The following is a 26,950-nucleotide window of genomic DNA, read 5'->3' as shown; positions in this document are numbered from 1 at the left end:
TTTTAGTTATGCTTATCGGCACAGCCAATTAGCTCACAAAACAAGCGTGTTTTCGTCCAAATACTCTATCGCACTTATCAGGGATTGCTGGCTTATCGGTTTGAGCAATGGAAAATTTAACAGCCTAACGCCATTCGCAAGATAGACGTCACAACGCCCACAAGCAGTATCAACTACAATCTTCTCTAGGCAACGAATTGCATAATCCCGACATCGCTCTCTGTTCTTGCGGTTGCTCAAATCCATTTGAGATATGGCAAATCCAGACGTTCGGTCCCCCTTACTCTTCAGCATCCTCAGTTGAATCTCGCCATTTCGGAGTTCCTTGTTTAACTCTCTGACTTTATTTGCAATCTGCTCTACATCAGGTGCTATTTGTAGCGCCTCAATGAGCCTGTTTATCTGAATGTGTAATTCAGTCAGACGATTTTCTAGCGGCTTGATACGGCCAGAACCAACATGACTTTTCAGAAACCAATCAAGGCTAGCAAGCAGTGTGCCTATCAACACTGTATCAACGTCCCCTCTCCTGATCGCAGGAGAGTCACATCGATGCAGGCGCCTCATCGGGCACACATAGTACCCCATGCCCTTGCTATCAATCCCCGACATCATTATCGAATGCCCGCAGCGCTTACACCTGAGTACGGAACGGAAAATATTGACCAAATATGGATTGTCATAAGTAGCGTCTTTCCCGAATGGTGTCAGCCTGAAACCTTGAACATCATTGAAAAGTTTTTCGGCAACAATCTGAGGGAAGTAATTCGGAATCTCTCTAACACCTTTTGACATCGTTTGATAGGACGGCACGTATGTACCGATAAGCGCCTTATTGCCTAAGAGTTTCTCAATCGTTGATGGATTCCACACACCGACTTCACCCGCTAGTGTTTCTGTCTTTTTATCGTTCAGCAATTTTGTGATGCCGTTCAACGAGTGTCCCTTTAGTCTGAGTTTAAAAATCTGGTTTATTACCTTTGCTCGTGCCTCAATTATCTGGAATCCACGCCCATCTTCAGATACCTTCAGCCATCGCGGGCAGGAACGGGTAATAATTTTTCCTGTTTTCTCTGCCTCTTCTCTCTTCTTCTGCCATGCAGAGCGCATTCGGCGTGATTTGACTTCGCTTTCTTCGTTAGCACGCTGAGATATCAATATGGCTTTGATTAAGGTGTAAGGGTCATCTAAGGATGATTCAGAGTATCGGGTATGATCGGAGAGAGTCACAACATCGATGCCATTTCTCAGGATGTTTTTTAGGCGATCTGTCGCATCTCCTATTTTTTCTCGCGAAAGCCTGTCTAAACTCTCGACTAAGAGAACTGTGCCCCTAGGTATATACCCATGTTCTACCGCGTTAATGAAGTCAGATAACGCCCCTCTAACAGCATTCGCCCCGTTAAAAGCACTCAGCCCCAAATCGTGGTAAGTTATGTCATCCAGTTCGTAACCAGGGTTTTGAGAGATCCATTCATCAATCAGTCTATTCTGGCGCCTTATCGAATCACCTGCTAGCTGGGCTGATGTCGAGAATCGGATGTACGCAATAGCTTCTTTGGCATGGTTGTACCTCACAATGGCTTTATTGCTATTTCTACTTTAAACAGCATTTAACAACGCGCAAATCAGAACAGTGCGATTGTTACCTAAAAAAAGTCATGCCGGTTTAAAATAAACACACTTAAGGATAAGCTCTGACTATCTTTCTAGCTATCTTAATAAAAGAGTGCATGATCTGCTTATCGGCGATTCTGATAGCCAGCATTAAACTAGGCTCATTAAATGACGTGTTACCTGACTAATACTACTGAACACATTATCTGTATGTCAGTAGTGGGTGAATTCTTCTGGAAGCCAAGCTGTTAATTAGCTTAGTTTTTCTTCCTGTTCACATAGGCGTCACCACACTCCCGGGCGGCCTGTTCGAGTAGCTGGGCCGTCATCACATAGTTGCTCCGACTTTCTGCATCTGCGGCCATCCTGTCCAGCGACCGCAGCCGATAGGCTTTGTTGGCGATCGGGATGGTCGAGAGCTCTTTCTGAAGTTGCGCCCGGGTGAAAGTGAACAGATCCACCCACTTCTGCGCCAGCTTTCTGCCGTTCGCCTTCGTTGGATCGTGTGATTCAACCTGCTGGCGCGTAATATTCAGGCTGAACTCTTCCTGGACTATTTTAACGACCTGAGTTGGTGTGTCATAACACGCAAGCGCCTGAACGATGAATGCCTTAACAACTGAGGGGAGCGCTGCCATGAATCACCGTCCTGTCATACTCTGTCAAAATTATGCTCAACTTTAGCATAGAAACCCGGCAACAGAGCCACACTTCCTAAATCTCCGATCACTGCTGCAAGTCACTTGCAGTCATTCACAACGCGGCCTGATGCCCAGTGATGTAACAGTGTTCCTCTGCACCAGACGCAAATTTAGATATCCAAAAATTTACAACTCCTATAAAAGAATGTGCAAAAATTCATCTATTAGCATTATTTTCATATTTCCTACCAATCAAATTATCAAAAAAACTAATCATTTAGCTCCTAAAGTCATATCTAAGACACTCATGTGGCCGCTAGCATTCGGAATAATCTTGAAACAAAGCTACACTTTTAAGGCAACTGGTGCGTTTTTTTATAATTTAAGGACATATTATGGAAATTCATAAAGATGCTGTTCTGTTCAGACGTATTTCATGGGGGAGTGTGATTGCAGGAGTGGTAACAGCAATTGCATTGTCGCTACTTTTCACAACGCTCGGGACTAGTCTCGGCCTTTCAATGTTACAGCCAAAATCAGAGGATATCATTAATGGTGCTGATAAGGCTGTTATAGCTTGGTCTGTGATTTCGGTTGTTATAAGCCTTGCCTGTGGCGGGTTTATTTCGGGCCGTCTTGCAGGGACGGATGGTACTGTTCACGGTTTTCTGAGCTGGGCTACATCGTTAATTATTGCTTCGGTGCTTGGCTTTGCTGCTATAGGTGGAGTATTAAATACTGCAGGCAGTGCTATCAGTGGTGTCGCTTCTGCAACCGGAAGTGCCGTGAGCGGCATAGGTAGTCTTGCAGGGAAAGCTGCTGGTGGATCGGTAGATGTAGCCTCTGAGCTTACTGAACGTATGGGGCTTGATACCAGCTTTGAAGCAAATAATGCTGACCAGAAAGTTGCAGATGCTCTAAAAAAATCAGGCATTCCCGAGCTTCAGCCTGAATATCTTCAGGCACAGCTTAAAGCTGCAGGGAATGATATTACCCGTGCGCTCAAGGATCTTGCTGTGAGTCCTGATAGCAGTGATGTCATACTTAATCGCCTGAGCGATAAGCTGAAATCGCGTGCTGAGACTGTTGCAAATTCAGTAGATCGGGAAGATGTTAAAAAGGCTTTGTCAGCTAATACCACAATGACGCAGCAAGAAGCAGACAAAGCTGTCGATAACTTTATTGAATCCCGTGATAACGCCATAGCTCAGGTCAGGGAACGTCTGAATGATGCTCAGGGTCAACTGGAAGAAACCAAAGCGCGCTATGCAGAACTCAAGAAAGAAGCCATTGAAAAAGCTGACGCCGCGGCAAGTGCTGGGGCAAGGATGGCCCTGTGGTCGTTTATAGCACTCCTGATCGGTGCAATCGTAAGTGCGTTCGCAGGCCTCTGGGGGGTTAACACACACCCTGAGTACCGACGTATTCGGGCTTAATGTTGCAACTCCCGGGCGGCAGGACAACAGTTGCCCGGGAAATTTTGGGTATGAGGCAGTTAATCAACGTCTGGAGTAGTGTTCAGTAATGACTGTGTTGTTAGCTGATTATGACATTCACAAACGGCGAACAGGCCACCCGTACGCGGATTGAAGCCTGTTCGCTAGATGGATTGATGTTAGTGAGGTATTTCCGACACCTCTTTTACATCTTGTTTATTTATCTGCTGTTTTACTCCATTTGCGTCAGTATAACCAATTAAACCTGTTTCTGATTCTTTAGGTTTTCCGTCACTGATAATCGTTCTGCCATCATTTGTGTGTATAGCATAGCTAGTGCGTGTACATCCAGTAAGTGCAGACAGAGCAATAATTGCTGCGAAAGTACTTAAGAAAATCTTCTTCATATTTCAATCCCTTTATCAGTTATACAGTTTCTGAAAGTTCATAACAGAACATGGTTTATCAAGACTTTTATCTAGACATCTTCTTTGGTACACCAGAGATATTAATTCCAATTTAATCACCAGCAGCATTGAAAGCGTAGTTCAATATACAGCAAGCACATCTTATGATTTCCCATGACATCCTCGAAGAATCTAGAAGCCTCGCAATTGCCAAGTCTCATCATGATAGTCACGAAAAAACCTGACTAATTAAGGATAGCTGCTTTTTTGATTTCTTGCGGGTTAATTGAGAAAACATACTCGAAATGGTACTTTCGTAGACACATTCTGGCAGAAACCGCTTTAGATATGCTAAATGCCTTCCGTGCCCCTTTAGCCCCAACACCATACCCTAAACCTTACATCATGATTTTCGCATGGTTTTATAGAAAAGCAGCTACCACTTTAAATCTCCGTTAATCTACTTATGATAATCCACCATCCGTCAACCCATGCAAAGATAGGGTTAACGACCTCTTCACAAATCTTCTCACCATGTGAATCATTCTTATTTTTAAATTTACTAACCACTATCTGCAAATGTTATAAAGGATGGTGAAAAAACAAGACAACACTTAGATAACCATCAATGAAAAGATATATACTTTATGATTTTAGCGTGCAAAAAGAATCGTAAAACCTCATTCAAAAAGCAACCCCACGTCAAAATTCAACATTAAATCAGGTGTTAAGGAGGATAAAAAAATAATTAACCTTGTTACACATAACACCCTAAAAAAATTGAAAGCCACACATGATATTCCTTCTATTTTTTATATTTAATCAACCTGAGTGTACGTTTGATTGAAGACAACATTTCTTCCCGATTTCTTAGCTTTATAAAGCAAACTATCTGCAAGAAGCAGAACATCTCTAATTTCCACATCACTATTAACAAAGGTAACAAGACCCGCTGAGAAGGAGACCTTTCCCACATTTCCAAAGCTATGGCTTGATACTATATTTTTGATTCTATCACTTTCTGCAATTGCTTCGATATGATTACTGTCTTTCATTAAAACAATGAATTCCTCACCTCCATAGCGACATACTAGCGATGGTTTCTTGAAATATGATTTAAGAATCCCTGAAAATTCCTTCAGAACAATATCCCCCTCATCATGACCAAATTTATCGTTAATCATTTTAAAATTATCGACATCAATCATCATTAGGCTATATGTTATATTCTCAGAAAGGAGATTTAACTGCCTAAAAAACCCTCTACGATTAAGAATTCCTGTCATATGGTCTGTCATCGACTCATTTTTTAGCTTCTCCGTTCTTTTATTAATACTCAAAAATCTTGATTGTAAAGCTTTTCTCAATTGTTCAGCTTCATCGTACCATGTATTAACATTTGAAAACGTCTCCAGAATTTTGGATTCGTCATTTTTTGAAGTAAACTTTGCAAGTTTCTCCAGAGGAATTGAAATCCTACCAGAAAACCAAACACCCCCCAAAAAAACTATAAAAACAAGGAAGAAAATATAAGGTACCGCGTTGCTTATTGATTTAAAGAGAATGTTGTTAACTATTTCTTGGTTGCTCGAGACAATAATATGCCATGCAACACCGTTCAAAATCACTTCGCCGGATATTAGATCCGGATTGGATACTCTCCTCGTCAATTCAATATCAAGACTGGGGGTTTTTGAGGGTTTGTGTGACAAATCACTCTTACCAATAAGACTTACATCTCGATCATAAATAACCACCCCACCATCACTTAAAATCCTTACCTTAGTTGCAGCCCCATAATAATGCTGATTCAAAATACGACTAAGCATACTTTCATCTTTGAGGTAGATTGTACCTCCAAGATAACCAATGTAATTACCACCTTTTGAAAAGACAGGTTGTGATATCACAACCACAAGGTTACCCGCAACAGAGATATAAGGATCTGATATAATTGGCTTTCTTAAAGAAATTGCTTTAAAACTATTTTCAGAAAAAACCTTTAAACCATCCATGTTTCTTCTTTTATTAGTTGTTACAAGCACTTCATGATTTTTACTAACAAATATCACTGAGTTGAAATAGTCAGATTGCTGATAAACACGCTCAACCTCTGACCGTATCATTCGCAAACTATAGTTTAATGATATAAAGTCTGCGCTCCATGCCAGCTGCTTTTGTGCGGAAGAAAAATATTGCTCCGTTGTGCTCGCAACTTTTTGAGCGTAAGCAGCATTCCTGTCAGCAAGAGTTTCCCGAATATTTTCTCGTTGAAAATAACTAATACAACTCATTATGATCAACGATGTCAGCATCACTCCACCAGTGGACAAACAGATAAGCAATGTCCTAAGCTTCAGTTTTTTCCTCGTCATGCAAGCTGCCTGTGGTAGAAGTATCGAGTGAGAATCAGTCTAGCAGGTCACTGAGTCATTTATGCAGATGAAATCATTAATTTAATTAATAACACAGGCATCGGTATTCATGTTGATTTCCTTTTCTGCTAAGTGAACAGTCCGATTACAACATGAAAATAAAAAAATAGCCTTTTTTAACATAAGCTTATAAATTACCACTTGAATTTTTACAATGCAAGTCATCAGCTATCGAAAAAACTCATTCAAAATATTTTTTCTTGTTATTGTTTAACTAGTTATTGTAATTACCTGTAATAATTATAGACTCCTATCTACTTCAGTTCTAATCTGAGCCTGAATACATGATTGGTCAAAGCAACCTCATATGATAAAAAAACAACGTATTCTACATCGCAGAGATTAACTAATGACAAGAAAAATGAGTTTTATTTACTTATTAAAAGAGCTTAAAAGAAAGTATGGGCACGATGAATTATGGCTGAAGCCTGGAATTTATTGCCAGGATCCACTGAGCGTTGTGCTCTATCACAAAAGTTGGATTACCCCAAAAATCCTTAAAGGAGATGGAACGGCGATCGCTTACAGAGATGGATTAGAGGACGAGTGGATACTCTGCGGGGACTATTCCCAACCATCTTTTCTTTCAATGACAATTCGACCTGGAGTATATGAAATCGACGATAATCTTAAGAATTTTTACTCAATGATAGTTTAATTTTTTTACTTTATGCCGTGGGTTAGTGGGAGAAGCAAAAAACATCAAGAAAAACTTACAAATCATCCACATTATCGATAGCTAACTTATACTTATTAAGATAAGAGTTGCACAACCCCAAAAAACACTATGGCCACCAAAAAATATAACCTACTGGTACTCATTTGTAAGTCTGAAAAGAAATTCAATCTATGTTATTGATTGTAAACTGCCCACGTTAGGAAGGTTATTTTTTCAACTATTAACTAATTTTTCCATTAGCAGTAGCTTGAAAAAGCATAGCTTCCTGCCATGGCAATACGCATCCATGCGCATCCTACGTTAGATTTCAACTCACCGCGAACAATAAACCCAGCCAAAGTAATTTATGTTAGAAAGAGCCATTTGCTTTACGATTCAGGCCAAAGGTCCGCTGAACCTGCGAAGACATTGGTCCAGCTCGCTCAAAATCTCTCAAAAATGCGTCAACAGTAACCACATTACCTTCCTGCCTGGCTTGAGCTTCAAAGGAGTGCTGTCCGCCACTGGTCTGGTCGTAAAACTGGACATTGACCTGAACTTGTTTGCTGCTCAAAGAGTCATTCTGTGCCGGATTTCCTTTCGAATTTGATAAATATTCACTCCCGGTGGATGCTTTCTTGATCATCGGCGCACCGCCGGTAACATCGCTGTTGCTGAACACCCGACCATTGTTACCCGGCAGCATGTAACTCTTTCCGCCCATCTGCAGTACTTCTGGCAGATTACCCTCGCCGAACTCATACAGGCCACCAGCACTGACCTGACCGCCGTTTTTACGTCCCATGACTTTAGACAACGCAAAAGCACTGGCCAGGGCGGCGCCTCCGACAATTGCCGCGGCGCCGAAGGACCCCACAGAGGCAACCAGAGCAGCGGGGAGCCATGCAGCCATAGTGGCGCCGGCCGCCGTCGTGCTGGCTGCGGTAGTGGCAGCGATACCGCCGATCTGCGTAGCGGTCGATGCCGCAACTCCGGCCTGCTGCGCAGCTGAGCCCATAACCGCCGACTTGACCCACTCCACACCCATTTGCACGAACGTGTTTACCAGGCTGTTTAGCACGGTGGAGCCAAGTGACCGCATCGCTTCACTGGCGCTCATGCTGCCGGTAATCATGCCCGTCAGCGCGTTGGAGGCATTACCGGCCAGAGCGTCGAATGAAGCAGCCAACGCCTCATTACCGGCGCTCTGGTTGCGCCATATCTCCCACTGTGCCGCAATCCGCTGCTGTTCGTACTGCGTTTCAGCGGCATTGCGCAACGCCAGCGCCTGATCCTGCGTCAGGGTTTTATTCTTCTCGAACGCCTGGATTAAGGCCAGCTTACGCGCCTGTTCGTTAGCCAGTGCCTGTACCGGGTCCACCATCCCCGCTGATTGCTGCTGTGGCGTGACAACCTTCCCGGCACGTATCTGTGCCAGCTTGTCCTGATGGTCCTGCTCCAACTGTTCAGATGCCTGGTTGTACTGATCTTGGCTGAGCAGCAGCTTACCGTTGGAATCCGTCGCGTTCTTCAGCATCTCCAGCTGCGATTTCTGCGCAGTGTAGTCGGCGTTTTCTTTCAGCTCCGGAACGGCGTTGCGCGCCTTGATGGCAGCGGCTGTATCCCAGATGGCGGCAGCATAATCATGGGCCTGTTTGACTTGCTCTGGCGTTGCTGCGCTGCCCAGTGACTCCCCTGCACGCTGGATGGCCTGAGCCCGGGTAAGCTCCTGTGTTGAATCAGCGGTCAGTGCTGCCTGCTGCTGCAGGCTGGCCAGCTTCTGAGTGACGGCCTCATGCTGATTCGCCAGCTTGTTTGCTGCAGATGTTGCGGCGTTGTCTTCTTTTGTCTGGTCCTTGCGGGCTTGGGTATTCTTTTCCGTGGCAGCATACATATCCTGAAGTTGCTTAATTGCCAGCGGATCGACCGTTCCCGCATCTTCGGCGTCATATTTAGCCTGCAGTCGGGCTTTTGCCTCTCCCTCGAGTTTTGATAGCTCTAAACGCCGCTCGGCCTGTTTGATGAGTTTCTCACCAGCGGTGCCACCCCAATTAATTTTGAGGCTTTCAGCGTTGAATTTCTGTAGTTCATGTGTTGACTGCCCCAGCTTTTCGGCCAGGAACGCCTGAGTGCCGCCGAGGAAAGAGGCTTGCTTTTCCGCCTCAGCAACTGCCCGCGCGTTATCACGCGCGGCCTTCATCTGGTCAACAATGGCCCGGTTAACTTCAATATCGATGAGTCTACGGGCCTCATTCGTTTGGTTCAGCTTCGCTGTGACCCCGTCCAGATCTCGACGCTTCTTCGCTAACTCATTTGCTATTCTGGATGCGGTAACGTAGTAGCCATTATTTTCATCTTCAGCAGCACCAGATTGATGCGATAAAGTTATATATTTCTTATAATCAGCACTCAGACCTGAAATGCTCTTTTTCAGTTCTTCACGAGCTTCCTTTTGCGCCTTGATAGAGCTAATCGTATCTGCCCGAACACCCTGCGCCTGCGCCAGATTCATGTCTTTTAGCTTTTTAATTACATCGGGCAGTGTATCAGCAAATGCTATCGACTCCTTTCTCGCCTCTGCCTGTCTTTGCGCATACAGATACCAGCCGGCGGCGACAATTGCTAAAACACCGATGGGCCCACCCAGCGGAGCGGTGACAGTGTTGATGACCTTCATCGTGTTTGAAAGCGTAATGCCCGTTGCCGCAACTTTTGCCTGTGATGCTGCCAGCGCATTGTTCGCTAATGCTGCCTCAGCTGCCGTTGCGACATAAACACCGCGCAGCCGGATAACGTTTTCAAGAGCAATCGCCTCTGCCGCCGAACCTCTGGCAACGTTGTATTCCGCCGTTGCCAAATTCAGAGCAGAAAGGGCAGCGGCTTTATCTGCTTCAGCCTTTCTTAACGTCACTGCGGCGGCGGCTGCCTCCTGCTGCGCTGACTGCCGGGTGGCGGCAATACTTTGGATGGTTGTTCGGATCCTCGACACCTGGGAAGCGGTTGCTATTACCATCGCACCAGTAAATCGGCCGCCCATCACCGCTGCGGCGGCAATTAACGCACCACTGAGCATTTCCAGATTTTCTGAAATGGTGATTACTGAGTCACGGAAGCCAGCTGCGAAAGACTTCACTGTGGAGTTTTCACCGAAGAACTTAGTCACATTGTTACCGGCCACCAGCAGCCCCTGCGAAATACTGACCGTGGTTTTGGCAAACTCCTTACCGATCGCGTCACCCTGCGATAACAGCCCATTCACGATAACTTCGGTTGTGAGTTTACCCTCTGCAGCCATGGCGCGCAGTTGACCCAGCGACACCCCAAGAGAGTCAGCGAGTGCGATTGTGAGGCGACTACCCTGCTCAGAGACAGAGTTGAACTCTTCACCACGTAGCGCGCCAGCAGCAAGCCCCTGCGACAACTGAACGATGGCGTTTTCAGCTTCCTGAGCCGTTGCCCCTGAAACAGCAAACCCCTGGTTGATGATCGTCGTAAGCTTTGTCAGGTCTTCCGCGCTGGTGTTATACAGGCGCGTGCCTCGTTCCAGTCGGGCATAAAGGGTTGCGGTACCGTTCAGGCTGGACTGTGTAGCCTGCGAAATATCGAAGATACGCTGCATAACCTCAGCCTGCTGCTCTCCCTGCTTAACGGAGTTAGCGACCTTGTTATTCAGTACGGTCCAGGCGTCAGCGTACGCACCCACCTGCTGGATAGAGAGCGCTGCCAGTAAACCTTTAGCCACGGAACTTAGGCTGGACATTGTGCGGCTGGCTGAGTCAACGGCGCGTTCAGTACGATTAATATTGGCCTCAAGCCTACCCATGCTGCCGCCCATTCCATTCAGGGCTGCTTCTACCTGACGCCGGGCCTCAATAAGCTTATGGGTATCCATATCTACTTCGTAAATTACAGATCCTGCATTAAATGAACCGGCCATTTTTTCCGCCTTATTGAAGGGTTGGTTTATTTTTGGACAGGGCTTTACGATTCATCAGGCTGATAACTTTGATCCCCTGCTCTGTAATAGTTCGGCTGGGGCCGTTAAAGTTAATAAGGCCCACCAGCATCTTATAAGCCTCATTTTCATAACTTGCCGATCCCAGCAAGGACTTTGCAGCGTTAACTGCGTTATCCAAAAGGCCTGAAGCAAGGAAAGTTTTTACGACTTCACCACGCACATTGTTGTGCTCAATGAACGAACTGCCGGTTTCTCTGATGAGCTGCGCAATGTAGGTTTCTGCGATTTCATCGGCAAGGCGCTGTAATTGCTCCATTGCTACACCTCCATGTGCTTAAGCGCTTTATCAATCAGCCCACGAGCTATCGCACTGATTGTTGGCGCAGCATTCAGCATCGAGCTATCACGCTGCTGCTGCTGGATGCGTTTAATCGCTTCCATCTGCGCGGCGGTCAGTAGTACGGGCTTGAAGTTGGGATTATGGGCCATCGGACACACCTTGCTGGTTGTTTGTACAGTTTTATATTATTGCGATATTTGCAATAAATCAAACAATCGTTTCATAAAACGCAATGATTGCGGCAAGAAAAACCCCGCAATGCGGGGCGGGTGTAGGCTTTATTTAAAGGCTTTTTGAAGATCATCATCGTAAAACATTATATCCGTCTGGCCATTACCACTGGAAACAAGGGCGTTTAAGCTACCTTTTCTATAAGCCGTGTATTGAGGGGTGGGGCAGGATCCGTTTTTTGCACAACCTATAGGTATTTCGTTAACTTTCTCTTCATTAATAATTCCTTGGTCAGATGCTATCGGATTACCTAATTTATTTTTGGCGTAAGCTAACATTCCTGAATAATAAATTCCTTTTTCGTCATCCCTCTTAGCGCGAACACCTACTATTACCCCATCGACAGAAGATGCCACGTAAGTAGCCTCATCCCCCACGTCATTTTCAGGTGCGGCCTTCAGCGCCAACTCCAAGAAGTGAACCTTAGATGGTATTAAATCCTCACTTTCTATGGTGACTTTGTTGCGAAGTTGCTTCTCGGAACCGCCAATTTCCACACCGAATACTTTATTTTCATCGTTACAGCCCGCCAGAAGTAAACAGGATGAAGCAATTAGTAAGAGCTTTTTCACGTCCGATCCCCTTTCATTGTTGTGCGGTCAATCCTATTGTGCGAGGCCATGCGCTGGCAACTGAAACCCCCTCTGTTAACCCGGCTCCAGTACCGGCCTGGCATTCTGCTGTTCGATAGCATCCGCGGCGATCTGCTGGTGCTCCGGTGCTACTTCGCCACATGGCTGCCCGTCAATGCCATAGCGTGGCCCACCAGCAGCAATAGCGCGCAGGTAACGTCGTGCACTGGTGTAACCTGTCAGGGCAGCTTTAACCTGCCCGGTTCCCATGGTGGCTCCGCGCGCCTGCAGGCTGTCTACCATATCGTCCAGAATGCCAACTTTGAGCGGCACGGGCTCCTTTCGGCTCAGAACGTCCGGGAAGTGCTTTATCAGATTATCTATCCGCCGGCGGTTCCGCTTTGCGGTAGGAGTGAGCTGGTGGCCTCTGGGTGCTGTTTCGGGGCCGCCGGAAGCTTCAGCCGCCATTGTGTCTTTTTTTGTGCTGATCATGTGGCTATCTCTCAAAAGTCATCGCGTGGTGAAACCTGGTTATAAATCCCTTCTGAGTCCCACCCAGGCGCGGCAGATGGAGGCTCCTGTTCTGAACTCTGTCTGCAGCCCGGCCGCGCCGTCCGGGCGCTTATCACGATGTCAGCGACAACCTGAGGCTGTTCTTTCTGAATACCGTCCTGCGCTTTCCACTGGTTCAACTGCAGGGAGCCGGAAACGCTGACCATATCGCCTTTACGGTGTCTGGCCAGATCATCGGCTTGCTTACCAAAAGCCACCACGCCCAGCCAGTAAGTGGCTTCGCCGTTCTGAGCGGTGTGACATGTCACGGAGACTGCGAGACGTTCCATTGCCATTGGCTTACCACCAGATGTGATGCCTGTCTGCGAGTCTGCCACCAACCGACAATATGTTCACATCTGTACCGTCATTCTGGAAAATTTAACGTTTGCATGGCAATTTATGAAACGAAAATAAGATCGTTTTGAGAAAGGAAATTGTTTGTGTCTGGACTTTGGATGCCGCTTTAAAGCAGATTGATTAACGACCCATCGCTACCGAACCTCAACTTAGCAAGGAAGACCAAATGCCATTACCCGAGCGCTTGAAGCCAGCTAAAATCAGTCGCCAGAAACTTGAGATGTTAGCTGAAGCAGCCAAAGAGATACGCTCCCGGATTGATACCGGCTTAGGCGAAGATGATGAAGGGCTGAAAGCGATGATCGCCGACTGGAACGCCCAGGTTATCAACCCGCAAGCATTCTCTGATTTCCGGGACTTTTCCTCGTGGACCAGTGCGAAGAACTTTACCCGGACGGCGTTTAACCAGGAAAAGTACATTGATGATTTAACCTGGAATGAGCTAATTCAAATAATCAATTTCGTTTGCAATGCTGAAGGCAAGGAATCTGAACAAAGTTACGCGCTGGGATTATTGGAGAAAAACTTTGATGCCAATCCGTCGGACCTCATTTACTGGCCTGATGAATGGTTCCAGGATAAAGACATGTTCCATGTAGATTTGACGCCAGAAGAGATGGCAGGATACCTGATGGCAAGATCTGGCCGGCTTTTAAGCGATGCCCCACAAATCGACCTCAGATATCCGCTCCCTCCCAGCACAGCAAGTTAACGCTAAGGGATATCAGCCCTCATAGGCATAACATGTCGTTCATGCCATACATAGGCATGACACGTCGTTGATGCCTATAAATAAGATATGGGCATTTTGAAGGGTGGCAAGTGATCTATAGCTCATAAGGTTATGCGTGAGTTTTACAGAAGGGGTGCCGCTATGGCGAGATGAAAAAACCGGCGCGGTGGCCGGATTTCTCTTTAATCTTGGGTAACATTGTATAGTTGTATGGATAGCATGCAAATATGCATAAAGGACGCTACTGCTATTCCTATCGCAATGGTAGGAAGTAGAAAACCTTGCATGCTAGAGATTAGTAATATCCCTGTAAAAAAAAGTATGCCGAGTTCTACGAAGCTTAAACCATACATGATAACGATTGAAGTCATATATCCATATTGTTTAAGCTGGCTAACTTTTCTCGCCTGACTTCCAAGAAGGAATGTCATGGCTGCAATCAATATTGCCACCATTGTTCCTGCATATGTAGCAATTGCTGCGCCCAAGCCATCTCTATGATTAGAAAAAGACACGCCGGGGATATAATGCCTAAAAGCGATATATATAAAATATACAATACAGTAAGGCACAGCAATAACAATCAATCCTAGAATTATTTTTTTTGACATACCCCCCTCCTTTTAGCAAGCGAGTTTATTTCAATTTCCCGACTTGGTTAGCAAACACTTCCAAAATATTTTTTTTCATTCGCGCAAACCCATACTCAATCTCTTCAGCGATCTCGGCATTGGTCGCCTTATGGATTGTAGCAGACAAATGCCCCTTCTCTGTAAGGTAATGATCTGCAAGGACATCACCAGCCTCGTCTTTCGCTCTCATTGCAACATCTGAATACTGTTTATTCGGGTTGTTAACTATCTCTTTAGTAAGAGATTTAATATTCCTCTTGAATTTAGGTTTGATAACTATCTCTAAAGAGTCTAGCAATTCTCCCTCTATATTTTTTGCACCTAAAAGCTTCAAGATTCCCTCAGAAAGCCCTGATGAAGCTTCTACCTTCACGGTAGTTCTTCCAATAAAGTGCATTTTTTGCACATCCGCTTTTGTAGTGCCGCGCATTAGTGGTTCAACTATAATTTTAGTACTGGCAGGGATTGGCATTTTTTCTTTGCTAAGAATGCAAATCAGATCGCTTGTAGTTGGCCCGTACATACTTCTCGCGAAGCCAATTATGCTGTCATCAAAATATATGAAAGAGGCAAACCCTAGAGATTCATCACTTGCTAAACTTTTTCGAATCTCTTCTACGGAAGACTTCGACCTGTTGATTTTTTGAATTAAGTTTGAGTCATTTGTCTTCGTAAATAGAATTGTTTTTGGATCAATTAAATGCAGATACAAATAATAATCATTGCAATCCAAAGAGATTTGTTGGGATTGAGTTATTTTTTGCAAGAGAAAACTTAGCACATCAATGCTATATTTATTTTTTTTGCCATCTTCAGCATATGCTGCGTAGAAACCAATCTTCATTCTTATAACCTTTTTAATTCTTAGTAAAATAACAAAAGCGCGCCGTTCTTTTTATATCACGGAACTATCTATAAAATTAGGGAGTTATCATAAAAGCCCTAATCACATCTCTGAAACCTCATCTCACCAGAATGCTTGGATTCCACCTAATTTCCCGGTATCCAAGCGCCACTGGCGACAAACCAGGCCAGAAGCACCACACCTGCTATGCCACATGCAGCGGGGAATAAATATCCGATCTTCATTTTTCATCCTAACGGCAAATCTTCTTCGACTTGCTGATTGAACCATCATTGCAAACGAACTTTTCGCCGGAACAGTGAGATATGCCGCCCTTCTTACCAGAACAGGGGGTATTGGCTGCGGTTGCTGTGAATGCAAAAAGTGACAAGAGTGTCACTAAGATGACCTTTTTCATGTATCGCTCCTGCGATTATCCCAGACGTATTAATGATTTCATCGTCCATTACGTTCTATAGACGTCTACAAATCTATATCAGAATTATCTGCATTCGATCAATGATTGATAAGAAAACGCCCGCATTTAGCAGACCATGTCACGCTTTGAGTGAGGGGGTTTACTGAGAAGAGAGGCCGGCCAGGAAAGGATCGATAACTCGTTGTTGGTTCAAAACAGCCCTTTGTTGGTTCAGTGTTGGTTCAGCCCGGAAGATAAAAACCTTATAAATCAATAAACCTTTATCACTGAACCAACTGAACCAACTGAACCAACACCTAAACTACGTATGTATTAAAAATTACCTTACTCTGGCTGGCCGTCTTCGGGGAGGAAGTTCAGCACGTACACCCGGATTTGCCGCCCCTCGATGCGCGGTGACTTCCGCTGATATCCGCGGTCGCTGGTGGGCGGCGTCAGCATCCCGGCCTGTTTCAGCGCCTCAGCGAACTGTTTGGCGTTGAAGCCCTTCGCTATCTCTTGCTCAAACGTTGACGGGAAGGTGTAGAAAATCATCGGATCAGCATCGTGAGCGCCTTTCGCACGATAACCTGCCTGGTCACGAATGGGCAGCCCCGCCGGGTCATACGGGAACGGTGCGTAGCGGCTCAGCCCGTGGGCATTTAGAAACGCCTCGCACTGCTCGATGATCTGCTGATGCTCCTTGTTCCCGGTGCCGAACTCCCGTACCCAGACGTTAAAGCTGTGCTGTACAGCATCACGGCACGTATGCTCGTCCCACCCGGTGATAACTCGGCCCAGCATCAGCGCAGCCTCGATAATGGCGAACCGGGCCGCCACACGGTGTACCTGTTCACCGTAGTCAGCCGGAATCAGCGCGCGCCAGCGGCTCTCCGCGTCCCTGACGGCCTCAACGGCCTGTTGCTGGTGGTCTGCCAGCCATTTCACCCAGGCACGTCCGGCGGCTCCGTGGTGGCTCTGATAAGCATCTTTCAGCGCATCGGCGTGCTGTTTGCCGTTCTGGTGATCGTGGAACCTCACGGCTTTACTGAGCGGAATATTCAGCAGGCGCACCAGCTGCCCGGCCTTCACCTTCTGGCCAGTGGTGGAGATGAACGTCTCCAGATCCATTTCCCCGGTACTGATAGCCACGGTGCGCCAGCGCTTCAGATCCCGGTTGCCGCCTTCCTTCGCCCCCTGCAGTTTGCCCACGCCGTTAAACAGGGCGTAAGCCGACTGCGCCACGCTACGGGCGTCAGCCCCCTGGCCAACTTCATCCAGAGGCATCAGCGCGTCATTGTGTGCTGCGGCTTCGTTTGCCAGCCCCAGTGCGGTGCCGTACCACGTCAGGCGCAGCTGGTCGGGATTGCCATACAGGCTGCTGGCCACGTTGGCCGTGGTGGTCTTACCGGCGCTCGACTGCTCGTAGAAATGGATCCCGAAGCCGTCAGCGCCCGCCAGACCGATAAGCGGGGCCGCCAGCGCCGCACCGATCCCGGTCATCATCGAATAGTTGCCGGCCACCAGCCGGGCAATGCTGCTGCGCCAGCTGTCAGCCGTTCCCCTGCAAGTATAGCCCGCCGCCGCAGAGCTGCGACCATTGAACAGCACCGGCATATCCGGGGAGCCGATGATCTCGCCATCGGGCATGATGTACGCGCCACACTGCCAGCCTGTGGCCTGTGCCACGCGCCATATCTCACGCGGGCCGCTGCGCTGTAGCCAGTCTGCCAGGGTCGCGCGCATCGCGGGTTTGGTGGTGATGTTGACGCCGCCGGCTTTCAGCACACGCCAGCCCTCACGCTCCCCGATGTCGGCCAGCGGCAGCGCCTGTACGGTCGTTGTCGTTGCGCCTGCAGGCTGCCAGCGCAGGATAAGGAACTGGTCTTTGTCGTCACGGCCAATACCGATCACCTCCAGAGGGGAGCACAGCCACGCCTCGTTAGTGATGATTTCACCGCTGTCTTTGTCCACCTTAGCGGTGATCCAGAAAACGCCATCCCGGCGGCTCTCAACCCGCGCTCTGAGCTGCTCCTCTTTGTCAGCGGGGCTTTTGTTGGCCTCTGTGGCTTTGAGCTGGGCTTTCATCGTTTCATCCTGTGGCTGGTACTGATTTTCATTAAACGCTGCTGTGGCCGCTTCCAGCCCGTTCTGCTGGCGGTAGTCGTCCCAGTCGGCCTTATGCTCTACCGGTGGCAGTGACACCCACCCACCAGCGATACGCGCTGCCTGCTCGGCACGCAGACGGCCAGTGTTAACCTTCGGTTTGCCGTGTTCGTCCAGCTCCCCCGGATAATGCCAGTCGTTATCTGCGGCAATCGTGATCCGGGCGGCGGGGTGGAGGCGGCGCATCACCTCTGCGACCGGCACCTGGTTACCAGCATCAATGGCCGCAACCGTCAACGCGTCAGGACGCATCAGGTTGAGCGTCAGCGCCGTAGCCATGCCTTCTGCAATAATCACGTCCTGCGGCTGCTCAGGTGCGTTCACGGCGTTATATGAGCCGCATTTAACCGAGCCGGTCAGCACCATCTTGACGCCGCTGCGGGTAATGGTCTGCGCACCGGTGACCGCACCTGTTTCATCAGTCAGGCTAATCAGCATCCGGCCATCAGGCAGGCACTGGTGGTAAGCCCCCGGCAGCCCTTTGGCAGTGAGGTACTCACTTACGCCTGGTCGTGCACGTTTCAGGAGTATCTGATACTCACGCTCAAACGCCTGGCGCCGTTCTGCTTCGCTGGCCGCGTCCTGCAGTTGCCGAGCTTGCTCACGCTGCTGGCGCTCTGCGTCAATCTGCGCACGCCGACGGGCGCTGGCTGCCGGGTCTGTATCTGCTACCCGGTAATCAATACCCAGCGCATCAGCGACGATCTGCGCGGCGCTGGTGGCATCGCAGCGGTTAACCTTTGCCACCAGGTCGAGACCATCCCCGGCCCCGCACTGGTTGCAGAAGTGGGAGCCGCGGCCTCCGTCGTCGAAGCGGAACCGGTCACTGCCGCCGCAGGCGGGGCAGCTGGCGTGCTGGCGCGGTGATTTTGGGACGGTGATGCCCACCAGCCCGAGCACGTAAGGCCAGCGCCCGGCGGCGGTGTTTGCTACTTCCCTGATTAAGTCGATGTTTCGCATATGCTCCCCTCAGTGCGCCGTTGGCGTTGCTGGCATACCTTCGGTTTGCAGCAGTTCAATAAACCCGTCATGCAGGATGTAAAGCCCTTCACGCCCGGCAGCAGACAGCGTTAGCCCGCCATGAGGTGACGGCTCAACCATCGACTGATACATAACCACCACCTTCAGCAGTGGCTCGTCGTGGGTGAACTCTTCAAAAATCACCTGCTCAGCGTGATTAGCCAGAGCGAACCGTTCCGCCGCAGGGTAGATGCTGATAGCACCTTGTGGGCCAACATACATAGCAGCTTTAACCGTCCTGCCGTCGCCCTGTGGAACATCTGACAGTCCGTGTTCCTTCATCTGCTCAACGATGAACACACCGGCCACAATCCAGCGCCAGACAATCACGCGCTGTTCAACGGTAGGAATGAACCAGCCCATTTCCTCAGCGAGGGACAGCTCGGCTATGATGCCAAACCCGTCAGAGACAGGAGCATCAAACTGCCCCTTGTCGAGCTGGCGAACCACCGCAGCATAACCGATCACACGATTGCCCATCAGCACACCATCCGGCACGGCCTCGGCAGTGATACGGCTCAGGGTTGAGGTATTACGTGGGAAATTCAGGATATTCTTCACAGACCTTTACCCCGTTTAATCTCTTCCTGCGTGGCGCAACATTGTTCGGCGCTCAGAATGGTCAGCATTTCATCCAGCCACAGGTAAACCTCCTGGCGAACCGGAGAGCTTTCGAGGGTCGGTACTACTTTAATCAGCAGGTGCTGGACGCCGGCGCGGATGCGCATCAGGCGATCACGCGACAGGTTCTCCGGAGTGCTGGGGAAAACCCCTTCCGGTCGGCTCAGCACGAGCAACATGTGTTCACGTTCGGTTTTTCCCTTGTCGATATTGGTGTGAGCTCTCATTGCGCGTTCTCCCGCTGATGTTGTTCCTCAAGCAGCCAGGCGGCAGAACGCCCCACCAGCCGACTTATCAGAACAATGGCGGTTTCAATGCCCCCAGTGTCCATATCTCCAACAGCCTTGCTAAGCATATGTAGCGCAACACAGGCCTGATCAGCGCTTTCAGCTGCCTGCTGCAGGGTGATTTCATGAGCCATGCTGACCTCCTTTAACCAATTCTCTGGCAACAAAACGGGCATTTTCAGCGTTATCACTGAGTGCGCGCACGACTTCCGCCAGCGGCATCAGCATTGCGCCGATGCTGTACATGTCCTCTTTCGCCTGCTCCGGGCTGTATTCCTCGTTATCAGCAGACCAGAACATCAGGGAGCCTAAGGCCGATACGCCAATCAGCAGATTGGCAGCAGCATTGCTGGCAGTGTTTGCTACTTCCTGCAGTTGCTGCGGATCTTCACACTTGAAATCGACACGATTCAGGTCGTTGTAAATTGTCATTGGCGATCCCCCAGTGCGCGAGTGGCAACATCTTCTGCAAGGCCAATCAGCTCTATCTGAGCGTCTTTCTCATGTCTGGTAGATGTCAGAAATAGCGCGGCATTCAGGATGGCTTTGATTTTCTCCAGAGCATCGACAGCGTTCATTTCGCGTTGCGTTACGGGACGTGTCATTGGCTTGCCTCCAGTGAGCGAATACGCATTTCCGTCCGGCCAGTGGCGAGTCTCAGCTCGTTAATTAGCGTCCAGAAGCGCGCGCCGGCCTCGGGGTTTGCCTGACGCAGACGGGCATCCAAATGCAGGTTAAACAGCTGCTGTAACTCGTCCGCATACCGGGCGGCGGTGGCGGCATCGTGCTTCAGGTAGTCCAGGGCAGCAGACTGCTGAGGTTTGACGATGGCTGGGGTATCACGCATGGTGCGCCTCCTGTGCAGGCAGGCGGGCGGCCAGTGACAGGATGAACAGCGGGGCCAGCGCGCGGCGGGCTTCCTGCTCCGTGGCTGCCTCGATGGATACGCGGCACGGCCGAGCAGCGGCGTCAGCGCGTGAAAGCGCCAGAAAGCGGTACTGGTATTTTTTCGGGGTGAGTGAATCCCGCCCGGAAATGGGTGTGATATGATCGGACATAGCTACCTCGTTACTTGCTTTAACGGTGGTGGTGAGAGGCCCGGACGGTGTTGACGCACTGCCGGGCTTCGTTATTTCTGGTGTTTCCTGTGCCTTACCTGTGGATAAGGTGTAAACATAATCGTATGTAGGTGGTGAACACGTCAAGTCTTTTATGTTTTCACTTTCGCTGTATACTGTTGCACACCAATATTTGAGGAGTTCAGTAATGGCTACAGGAGCGAAAAATGCAAAATCACAGGCTCTGGCGGCGCGTGTGCCACATGACGCAATCGAGGAAATGGATGCCGTTAAATACGATAATGAATCAACGGCTAATTTCATTGTCACCGCAATACGTGGGGAGATTGCCCGCCGCCAGTTAAGTGGAGGCGCAGAATCCGCACTCCTTTTAGCAAGAGACGCGCTTATCCGCATTGAGGAGATCGGCGCGAAAGCCGGCGAGGATATCCAGCAGCTGGTGAGTGTCGCCCGTACAGAACTACAACGACGCGCACCAAAATCAGACGCTGCTGAAGACTGACCCACCGACAGATCAACACCCGGGGCCGCACCGAATGTGCTGCCCTTTTTTATGGACTCGCAAAACTCCTGAGCGATGGGGGCGGGCTCGCCCCGTGATAGCTGCGGAGTGCCATCATTTGCCATCATTTCGGCGCTTTTGATGTCAACAATTGTCAACGTCCCGACGCTTTCAATGACAACTTTTGACAGCCAAGCTGTTAAACGCACCACCGGGCGTATGTCAGGTTTTGACAGGTTCTCAACGTCGCAATTTGTCGTAATTTTGCCGATAACAATGTCAAGTTTTGACAAGTTCCGCATGTCTGGTTTTGTGAGGTTGTGGCTAAGTTTTGCTAAGTTCTGAAGGTTAACAAAGGTTAACAGGCCAGCCAGCGGGAAGCCCTTCATCTGGACGGCATTCATTAGTGAACCTCCGGCAATTGAGGCTGATACTTGCGCCACAATTCTGCTTCTTCGGCGATTAGACGTGCTTTCTCAGCTTTGCAGGACTGAAGGGCAGAGCCGCGCTTGCTGACTTTGTGGGTGTAAGCTGCTTTGCGCTTGCTGTGGTCATTCAGGAACGCGAAGGGCACGCCATACGCACCTGTTTTGCGGATAGACGGGATCACATCACGGAATACCCAATTGGTGAACCGGTGGGCAAATGTGCCGGGCGTGCTGGCCTTCCTGCTGCGGGCGATCAGTTTGTAGAAACCAGACTCCGCAACGACACCGTGACGCGGGTTACCCCGATTACCGTAGGTTAAAGCTACAGTATTCTTTTCGTCGTCATCCAAAGACTTCAAAGCATCGCGTGAGTTGACGATATCCAGCGCCTCGCAAATATCTTTAGCAACGAACCACGGCACGCCATATACATTCACAATGCGAACGGTCTTACCTTCAAACTTAATTACCGAAATATCACCTTCATCAGCAGTAAAAATAACTGCCATGCTGGTGGAGGGCTGAGGGGCGGCCTCAGAAATTAATCTGCTTTTTTCAGTTTTCATTGTCAGGCTCCGATTAAGCGGCGGTGAACGCGTCCGGGTACAAGGTGAGGATGTCGTTTACTTCCTGCTTCGACAGGCCGGTGTAGCCACCAGCTGCGGCATTACGGTTAACGAGCTGGATCACGCGCATTACGTCAGCGCGGCAGGTAATGCGGTACCGGAAGTGGCTACCGATCCCGTCGCTGTTCGGCTCGTCAATACGCTCCAGGCGAATATCGAGGCGTCGTTCTAACTCTGTCGCATAGTTACGAGCGCTGGACAGCCGGCAGTACCGCAGAATCTCGTTCTCGGTGAAGCCATTCACGCCGGTGCGCATCATGTAGCAGCGAGCTCGGTGCTTTTTCGGGGCTGGTTTGTTGGAGCTGGTGCGGGTATTATCGAAGGCGCTAACCTGTTCGATAATGCCCGCCTCTGTGCGGGTTTTCTTTTGCATTACACTGCCTCCCCACGCGATTCAGCGATCCGCTGTTTTACCCAAGCGTCAACCTCGCTTTCAATGAAGGCAATGGCCCGTGCACCAATTTTCACAGCCGGTGGGAAACGCTGCTGACGCATCAGACGATAAATCCACGCCTTGCTGTATCCTGTGCGGCGTTGTACTTCCGGGAAACGTATCAATGATTCAGACATCTGTAAGGCTCCTGTAGTTGCTTGAGGTCTACAGGGCAGATGATGGGCTTCTGCTTAAGGGAAAGGCGCAATATTGCAGGCTCAAAATGTAATATTGCAATTAATCTATGTCTGACAGCCAGTTTTCAACTGTAACCCCGCTGGGGCAAGGTAGGTCCTTTGCTGCCAAATCATCTCGGATTTGAGCCATTTTTCCATCAATGTGTTTGCGCGGTGAGTTGGCCATATCTTCACCATACATGACGGTAAGCAGGCTTTTGATGAACCTGGCTTGAGCATTCTCGGTTTTTTTAGAGGGTCTGGCTGTGATTTCTTTTCGCTCGGAAATAACACAGTCAGGTAGCGGGATATCTATTCCCATTTCCATTGATTTGTATTCGATAGCCTTCAGCACGTCTTGCTTCCTGAAAAAGAAATCCATTCCTTTCCCCGATTTCAACCCGTCCTCAAGCGATACTTCAATTTCTTTCTCGCCATCAAATATCGAGACGACCTGTGATAGAACGGCCTTTTTTAACGCAATGATACACAGTTCAATTTCCACTTCAGAAGCGGAAAAATAACCATCGTATTTTCTGTGACCATAAAAAGGGATTAGGTAGCCCCCATCAACTTTATCAAACTCGTTCAATCTAACAAGTAAATGTGTTGCTTGAGATAAATTGGCACCACTGACCTGAGCTATGCCATGAATGAGTTGCCAAGCAGATACAAAATTGTGATGTTCCTCTAAGAGAAGCCAACTCACACGCCACCTCGCGCCCTCTAATATAGCGGCTATGCCAGCCCGTAGAGGTGTACGGGTTTTCGGGGATCAGCCTAGACATAGCCTATTCTTTATTCGTCTACTGAAGTCTACTATCAACCACTACCACTGTCTATTCATCCAGTTAGGCGCGTTTACCGAAAGCGCCATGAACCACATTATCGCCATTCGCCAGCGCCTCCATATAGTCGGCATACCATTGGAGCATCTCCCGGCGGCCATCCAGATACTGGGCATGGTTGTAAGTGCCGCGGATCGAGTTTTTATCGACGTGCGCCAACTGGGTTTCAATCCAGGCAGTGTTGTACCCCTGCTCGTGCAGGATGGTGCTCATCGTGTGCCGGAAGCCATGCCCGGTGGCTTTGCCGTCATAGCCAATGCGCTTAATAACCTGGTTAATGCTGGCCTCGCTCATTGGCTTACCGGCGTCATTGCGGCCAGGGAAAACATACTTCCCGCGGCCGGTAAGCTGGTGGACTTCCTCCAGGAGTCTTTTCACCTGATTGGACAAAGGCACAACGTGCGGCCGGCGCATCTTCATTAGTTCGGCGGGTATCTGCCAGAGGTCTTTCTCCAGATCGATATCAGCCCACTCAGAGGAGCGCAACTCGATTGTCCGCAGGCCGGTGAGCATCAGCAGGCGGGTGGCGGAACGTGTCACCATACTGCCGCTGTAATCATTCAGCGCGTTGAGGAAGCCGGGTAGCTGGTCGAGGCTCAGATGGGGGAAGTGCTTCTGCTTTGGTGCTTTCAGCGCGCCAGCGAGATCGGTAACGGGGTTGTTCTCTGCCCTGCCGGTTATCACCGCATGGGTAAAAATCTGCCTGCAGGCCTGCCGGGTCTTCTTTAACTTATCCAGAACACCGCGCTGTTCCATCTTACGCAGCACGGCCAGCATCTCAGCTGGTTTAATGTCGTTGATCGCGCGCTTACCGATGAAGGGAAAAATGTCTTTGGACAGGTATTCCAGGATGTCGGAGGCATAGCCTTCTGACCAGTTCCCTTTTTTGTGGTCGTGCCACTCGATGGCGATTGCCTCGAAGCTGTTCTGAACGGCCAGCACTTTGGCTTGTTTCTCGGCCTGCTTTTCCTGCCCAGGATCGCCACCAGCTGCCAGTACCTTTTTTGCGTCATCACGACGCCGCCGGGCGTCGGCCAGTGGCACATCAGGATATACCCCCACCGCCAGCAACTTCTCTTTACCAGCAACGCGGTATTTCAGCCGCCAGTACTTTGCGCCATTAGGGTTCACCAGCAGATACAGGCCGCCGCCGTCAGCCAGCTTATAGGGCTTATCCTTTGCTTTGGCAGACTCGACCTGGCGGGCGTTAAGCTTCATTTTGGGGGTATCTCATCTCATTGAACGGAACCATACCCCCAAATGTACCCCCACAGGGTTGTAGACTTCAATAGATGTTAGTACATGTCACGATAACGAGATTTCGCTTTAAAGGCTGATTTACTGGGTTTTGTAGACTTTGAGATACTTCAGGAGAGATGAAAATGGCACGCCCTACAGGATTCGAACCTGTGACCTACGGCTTAGAAGGCCGGTGCTCTATCCAGCTGAGCTAAGGGCGCACGGTGAGTGGGTCGGATTATACGGTCAACCTCCGCTTAGTCAACGATTTTACCGCCTTTCGCCACCCGATGACGAAGTAATGAACGATATCCTGCCAATCTCCGCCTGACAGCAGCGCCCGCTTCTGACAAAATAGAGCCAATCCCCGATTTAACTCAACACAGATGGATCCCCTCTCTGATGGTAGCAAAAATTATTGACGGTAAAACGATTGCGCAGCAGGTGCGGCAAGAGGTTGCGGAAAAAGTACAACAGCGTCTGGCAGCCGGTAAACGTGCACCTGGCCTGGCCGTAGTTCTGGTGGGTGAAAACCCGGCGTCGCAAATCTATGTCGGCAGCAAACGTCGTGCCTGTGAAGAGGTCGGTTTCCTCTCCCGCTCTTACGATCTGCCCGCAACGACCAGCGAAGCAGAGCTGCTGGATCTGATTACCGAACTGAACAACGATCCGGCGATTGACGGTATTCTGGTGCAGCTGCCGCTGCCGGCCGGCATTGACAACGTGAAGGTGCTGGAGCATATCTCTCCGGCAAAAGATGTGGACGGCTTCCACCCTTACAACGTCGGTCGTCTGTGCCAGCGCGCGCCGAAGCTGCGCCCGTGCACGCCACGCGGCATCGTCACGCTGCTGGAGCGCTACAATATTGACACCTTCGGCCTGAATGCCGTAGTGGTCGGAGCCTCAAACATCGTCGGCCGCCCGATGAGCATGGAGCTGCTGCTGGCCGGTTGCACCACCACCGTGACTCACCGCTTCACCAAAAATCTGCGTCATCACGTGGAGCACGCCGACCTGCTGGTGGTTGCCGTTGGCAAACCCGGCTTTATTCCCGGCGAGTGGATTAAGCCTGGCGCGATTGTGATCGATGTGGGCATCAACCGCCTGGAAAGCGGCAAAGTGGTGGGCGATGTAGAGTTTGAAACCGCCTCCGAGCGCGCGTCCTATATCACTCCGGTCCCGGGCGGCGTGGGTCCGATGACCGTGGCAACCCTGATTCAGAATACCCTGCAGGCCTGTGAAGGCAGCGATGATGGAGCAGCAGAATAATGGCAACTTTTTCCCTTGGCGATCATCCACATGTGGATCTCTGCGACCTGTTGAAGCTGGAGGGCTGGGTTGAAAGCGGCGCAATGGCTAAATCCCTGATTGCCGACGGTTACGTGACCGTCAACGGCGCGGTGGAAACCCGCAAGCGCTGCAAAATCGTGGCCGGTCAGACCGTCGAATTCGATGGCAATCAGGTTACCGTTACCGCCTGACGCTCAACAAACGCATCAAACAGCCGAGAACACGTCTGTTTGTCAGCGTAAGCCGCCATTCTTCGGGATAGCGGCTTTTTTATGCCGATGTAAACAGCCGATGCTCTGTATTACGGCAACCCGCTCAAGATTTCTCCATTCTCCTACCCACAAATGATTACTCCGTTGATCGTTGATTCATATCAATAAATTACCGACAGCAGGCGTTAC

General features: G+C 49.4%; 32 protein-coding genes and 1 tRNA gene. 5 read left to right on the top strand and 28 right to left on the bottom strand.

Annotated elements, in window-relative coordinates:
- Positions 1-33: 33 nt before the first annotated feature.
- Positions 34-1,578, bottom strand: coding sequence for a recombinase family protein (locus IBT46_RS09465; RefSeq protein ID WP_200545468.1), 1,545 nt, complete (start codon positions 1,576-1,578; stop codon positions 34-36).
- Positions 1,579-1,874: 296 nt separating this feature from the next.
- The gene (locus IBT46_RS09460; protein ID WP_200545467.1) at positions 1,875-2,255 is read right to left on the bottom strand and encodes a DUF2280 domain-containing protein; all 381 of its coding nucleotides are present in this window, start codon (positions 2,253-2,255) and stop codon (positions 1,875-1,877) included.
- 398 nt (positions 2,256-2,653) lie between these two features.
- On the opposite strand from IBT46_RS09460, the gene IBT46_RS09455 reads away from it, so the two are divergent.
- Positions 2,654-3,694, top strand: a complete 1,041-nt coding sequence (locus IBT46_RS09455; RefSeq protein ID WP_200545466.1) for a CAP-Gly protein — start codon at positions 2,654-2,656, stop codon at positions 3,692-3,694.
- A gap of 179 nt (positions 3,695-3,873) precedes the next feature.
- Here IBT46_RS09455 and IBT46_RS09450 read toward each other — a convergent pair whose 3' ends face one another.
- The 8 genes from IBT46_RS09450 to IBT46_RS09415 all read right to left on the bottom strand — a co-directional run bounded on the left by IBT46_RS09450 (position 3,874) and on the right by IBT46_RS09415 (position 13,143).
- Positions 3,874-4,101, bottom strand: a complete 228-nt coding sequence (locus IBT46_RS09450; protein ID WP_200545465.1) for a YgdI/YgdR family lipoprotein — start codon at positions 4,099-4,101, stop codon at positions 3,874-3,876.
- 818 nt (positions 4,102-4,919) lie between these two features.
- Positions 4,920-6,416: a sensor domain-containing diguanylate cyclase gene (locus IBT46_RS09445; protein ID WP_200545464.1), complete on the bottom strand. Its 1,497-nt coding sequence runs from the start codon at positions 6,414-6,416 to the stop codon at positions 4,920-4,922.
- 1,148 nt (positions 6,417-7,564) lie between these two features.
- Positions 7,565-11,131 (bottom strand): tape measure protein, encoded by a 3,567-nt coding sequence (locus IBT46_RS09440; protein WP_200545463.1) that lies wholly within the window; start codon positions 11,129-11,131, stop codon positions 7,565-7,567.
- A 10-nt stretch (positions 11,132-11,141) separates the two neighbouring features.
- A complete protein-coding gene (locus IBT46_RS09435) occupies positions 11,142-11,468 on the bottom strand; it encodes a hypothetical protein (RefSeq protein ID WP_200545462.1) in 327 nt (108 codons plus the stop codon).
- 2 nt (positions 11,469-11,470) lie between these two features.
- Entirely contained in the window at positions 11,471-11,641 is a 171-nt protein-coding gene (locus IBT46_RS09430) for a hypothetical protein (RefSeq protein WP_200545461.1), read from the bottom strand.
- 129 nt (positions 11,642-11,770) lie between these two features.
- Positions 11,771-12,295, bottom strand: a complete 525-nt coding sequence (locus tag IBT46_RS09425; protein ID WP_200545460.1) for a hypothetical protein — start codon at positions 12,293-12,295, stop codon at positions 11,771-11,773.
- 75 nt (positions 12,296-12,370) lie between these two features.
- Positions 12,371-12,763: a ProQ/FINO family protein gene (locus tag IBT46_RS09420; protein WP_234480055.1), complete on the bottom strand. Its 393-nt coding sequence runs from the start codon at positions 12,761-12,763 to the stop codon at positions 12,371-12,373.
- A 35-nt stretch (positions 12,764-12,798) separates the two neighbouring features.
- Positions 12,799-13,143, bottom strand: coding sequence for a single-stranded DNA-binding protein (locus tag IBT46_RS09415; RefSeq protein ID WP_234480044.1), 345 nt, complete (start codon positions 13,141-13,143; stop codon positions 12,799-12,801).
- 230 nt (positions 13,144-13,373) lie between these two features.
- Between IBT46_RS09415 and IBT46_RS09410 the strand changes: the two genes are divergently transcribed.
- On the top strand, positions 13,374-13,919 hold the full coding sequence (locus tag IBT46_RS09410; protein WP_200545458.1) for a hypothetical protein: 546 nt from the start codon (positions 13,374-13,376) through the stop codon (positions 13,917-13,919).
- Positions 13,920-14,122: 203 nt separating this feature from the next.
- Here the strand turns inward: IBT46_RS09410 and IBT46_RS09405 are convergent, their stop codons facing one another.
- The 12 genes from IBT46_RS09405 to IBT46_RS09350 form a co-directional block, all read right to left on the bottom strand.
- Complete coding sequence (locus IBT46_RS09405) at positions 14,123-14,551, bottom strand: biopolymer transporter ExbB (RefSeq protein WP_200545457.1); 429 nt, start codon at positions 14,549-14,551, stop codon at positions 14,123-14,125.
- A gap of 25 nt (positions 14,552-14,576) precedes the next feature.
- Complete coding sequence (locus IBT46_RS09400) at positions 14,577-15,416, bottom strand: protein rexA (protein ID WP_200545456.1); 840 nt, start codon at positions 15,414-15,416, stop codon at positions 14,577-14,579.
- Between the two features lie 146 nt (positions 15,417-15,562).
- Positions 15,563-15,661: a YoaK family small membrane protein gene (locus IBT46_RS09395; protein ID WP_200545455.1), complete on the bottom strand. Its 99-nt coding sequence runs from the start codon at positions 15,659-15,661 to the stop codon at positions 15,563-15,565.
- Positions 15,662-15,669: 8 nt separating this feature from the next.
- A complete protein-coding gene (locus tag IBT46_RS09390; protein ID WP_200545454.1) occupies positions 15,670-15,834 on the bottom strand; it encodes a hypothetical protein in 165 nt (54 codons plus the stop codon).
- A gap of 345 nt (positions 15,835-16,179) precedes the next feature.
- The gene (locus IBT46_RS09385; protein WP_200545453.1) at positions 16,180-18,960 is read right to left on the bottom strand and encodes a TOPRIM and DUF927 domain-containing protein; all 2,781 of its coding nucleotides are present in this window, start codon (positions 18,958-18,960) and stop codon (positions 16,180-16,182) included.
- Between the two features lie 9 nt (positions 18,961-18,969).
- A complete protein-coding gene (locus tag IBT46_RS09380; RefSeq protein WP_200545452.1) occupies positions 18,970-19,581 on the bottom strand; it encodes a hypothetical protein in 612 nt (203 codons plus the stop codon).
- Positions 19,578-19,868 carry a hypothetical protein gene (locus IBT46_RS09375; RefSeq protein ID WP_200545451.1) on the bottom strand — a complete coding sequence of 97 codons (291 nt, stop codon included), beginning with the start codon at positions 19,866-19,868 and terminating at the stop codon, positions 19,578-19,580. The genes IBT46_RS09380 and IBT46_RS09375 overlap by 4 nt, the downstream gene beginning before the upstream one ends.
- Positions 19,865-20,062 carry a hypothetical protein gene (locus IBT46_RS09370; RefSeq protein WP_200545450.1) on the bottom strand — a complete coding sequence of 66 codons (198 nt, stop codon included), beginning with the start codon at positions 20,060-20,062 and terminating at the stop codon, positions 19,865-19,867. The genes IBT46_RS09375 and IBT46_RS09370 overlap by 4 nt, the downstream gene beginning before the upstream one ends.
- A complete protein-coding gene (locus IBT46_RS09365; protein WP_200545449.1) occupies positions 20,052-20,360 on the bottom strand; it encodes a ubiquinol-cytochrome C reductase in 309 nt (102 codons plus the stop codon). Before IBT46_RS09365 ends, IBT46_RS09370 begins: the two co-directional genes overlap by 11 nt.
- Entirely contained in the window at positions 20,357-20,533 is a 177-nt protein-coding gene (locus IBT46_RS09360; protein WP_200545448.1) for a hypothetical protein, read from the bottom strand. Before IBT46_RS09360 ends, IBT46_RS09365 begins: the two co-directional genes overlap by 4 nt.
- A complete protein-coding gene (locus IBT46_RS09355) occupies positions 20,530-20,775 on the bottom strand; it encodes a hypothetical protein (RefSeq protein ID WP_200545447.1) in 246 nt (81 codons plus the stop codon). Before IBT46_RS09355 ends, IBT46_RS09360 begins: the two co-directional genes overlap by 4 nt.
- Positions 20,768-20,986 (bottom strand): host cell division inhibitor Icd-like protein, encoded by a 219-nt coding sequence (locus IBT46_RS09350; RefSeq protein ID WP_200545446.1) that lies wholly within the window; start codon positions 20,984-20,986, stop codon positions 20,768-20,770. The genes IBT46_RS09355 and IBT46_RS09350 overlap by 8 nt, the downstream gene beginning before the upstream one ends.
- Positions 20,987-21,194: 208 nt before the next feature.
- Between IBT46_RS09350 and IBT46_RS09345 the strand changes: the two genes are divergently transcribed.
- Positions 21,195-21,509: a YlcI/YnfO family protein gene (locus tag IBT46_RS09345; protein ID WP_200545445.1), complete on the top strand. Its 315-nt coding sequence runs from the start codon at positions 21,195-21,197 to the stop codon at positions 21,507-21,509.
- Positions 21,510-21,912: 403 nt separating this feature from the next.
- Here IBT46_RS09345 and IBT46_RS09340 read toward each other — a convergent pair whose 3' ends face one another.
- The 6 genes from IBT46_RS09340 to IBT46_RS09315 all read right to left on the bottom strand — a co-directional run bounded on the left by IBT46_RS09340 (position 21,913) and on the right by IBT46_RS09315 (position 25,480).
- Positions 21,913-22,503, bottom strand: a complete 591-nt coding sequence (locus tag IBT46_RS09340) for a BRO family protein (protein WP_200545444.1) — start codon at positions 22,501-22,503, stop codon at positions 21,913-21,915.
- Between the two features lie 13 nt (positions 22,504-22,516).
- A complete protein-coding gene (locus IBT46_RS09335; RefSeq protein ID WP_200545443.1) occupies positions 22,517-22,936 on the bottom strand; it encodes a hypothetical protein in 420 nt (139 codons plus the stop codon).
- The gene (locus tag IBT46_RS09330; RefSeq protein ID WP_200545442.1) at positions 22,936-23,133 is read right to left on the bottom strand and encodes an AlpA family transcriptional regulator; all 198 of its coding nucleotides are present in this window, start codon (positions 23,131-23,133) and stop codon (positions 22,936-22,938) included. The genes IBT46_RS09335 and IBT46_RS09330 overlap by 1 nt, the downstream gene beginning before the upstream one ends.
- Before the next feature lie 100 nt (positions 23,134-23,233).
- The gene (locus tag IBT46_RS27245) at positions 23,234-23,881 is read right to left on the bottom strand and encodes a hypothetical protein (protein ID WP_234480043.1); all 648 of its coding nucleotides are present in this window, start codon (positions 23,879-23,881) and stop codon (positions 23,234-23,236) included.
- A gap of 142 nt (positions 23,882-24,023) precedes the next feature.
- Positions 24,024-25,238, bottom strand: a complete 1,215-nt coding sequence (locus IBT46_RS09320) for a tyrosine-type recombinase/integrase (RefSeq protein ID WP_200545441.1) — start codon at positions 25,236-25,238, stop codon at positions 24,024-24,026.
- 165 nt (positions 25,239-25,403) lie between these two features.
- Positions 25,404-25,480: transfer RNA gene (locus IBT46_RS09315), tRNA-Arg, on the bottom strand.
- A gap of 181 nt (positions 25,481-25,661) precedes the next feature.
- Between IBT46_RS09315 and folD the strand changes: the two genes are divergently transcribed.
- Together folD and ybcJ are read left to right on the top strand one after the other, a co-directional pair.
- Positions 25,662-26,528: a bifunctional methylenetetrahydrofolate dehydrogenase/methenyltetrahydrofolate cyclohydrolase FolD gene (folD, locus tag IBT46_RS09310; protein ID WP_105590894.1), complete on the top strand. Its 867-nt coding sequence runs from the start codon at positions 25,662-25,664 to the stop codon at positions 26,526-26,528.
- Positions 26,528-26,740, top strand: coding sequence for a ribosome-associated protein YbcJ (gene ybcJ / locus IBT46_RS09305; RefSeq protein ID WP_105590893.1), 213 nt, complete (start codon positions 26,528-26,530; stop codon positions 26,738-26,740). Before folD ends, ybcJ begins: the two co-directional genes overlap by 1 nt.
- Positions 26,741-26,950 lie beyond the last annotated feature (210 nt).

It is taken from the genome of Erwinia sp. S38 (assembly GCF_016624545.1).
GTDB lineage: Bacteria > Pseudomonadota > Gammaproteobacteria > Enterobacterales > Enterobacteriaceae > Erwinia > Erwinia coffeiphila.
This window is presented reverse-complemented; position numbering and strand designations above follow the sequence as displayed.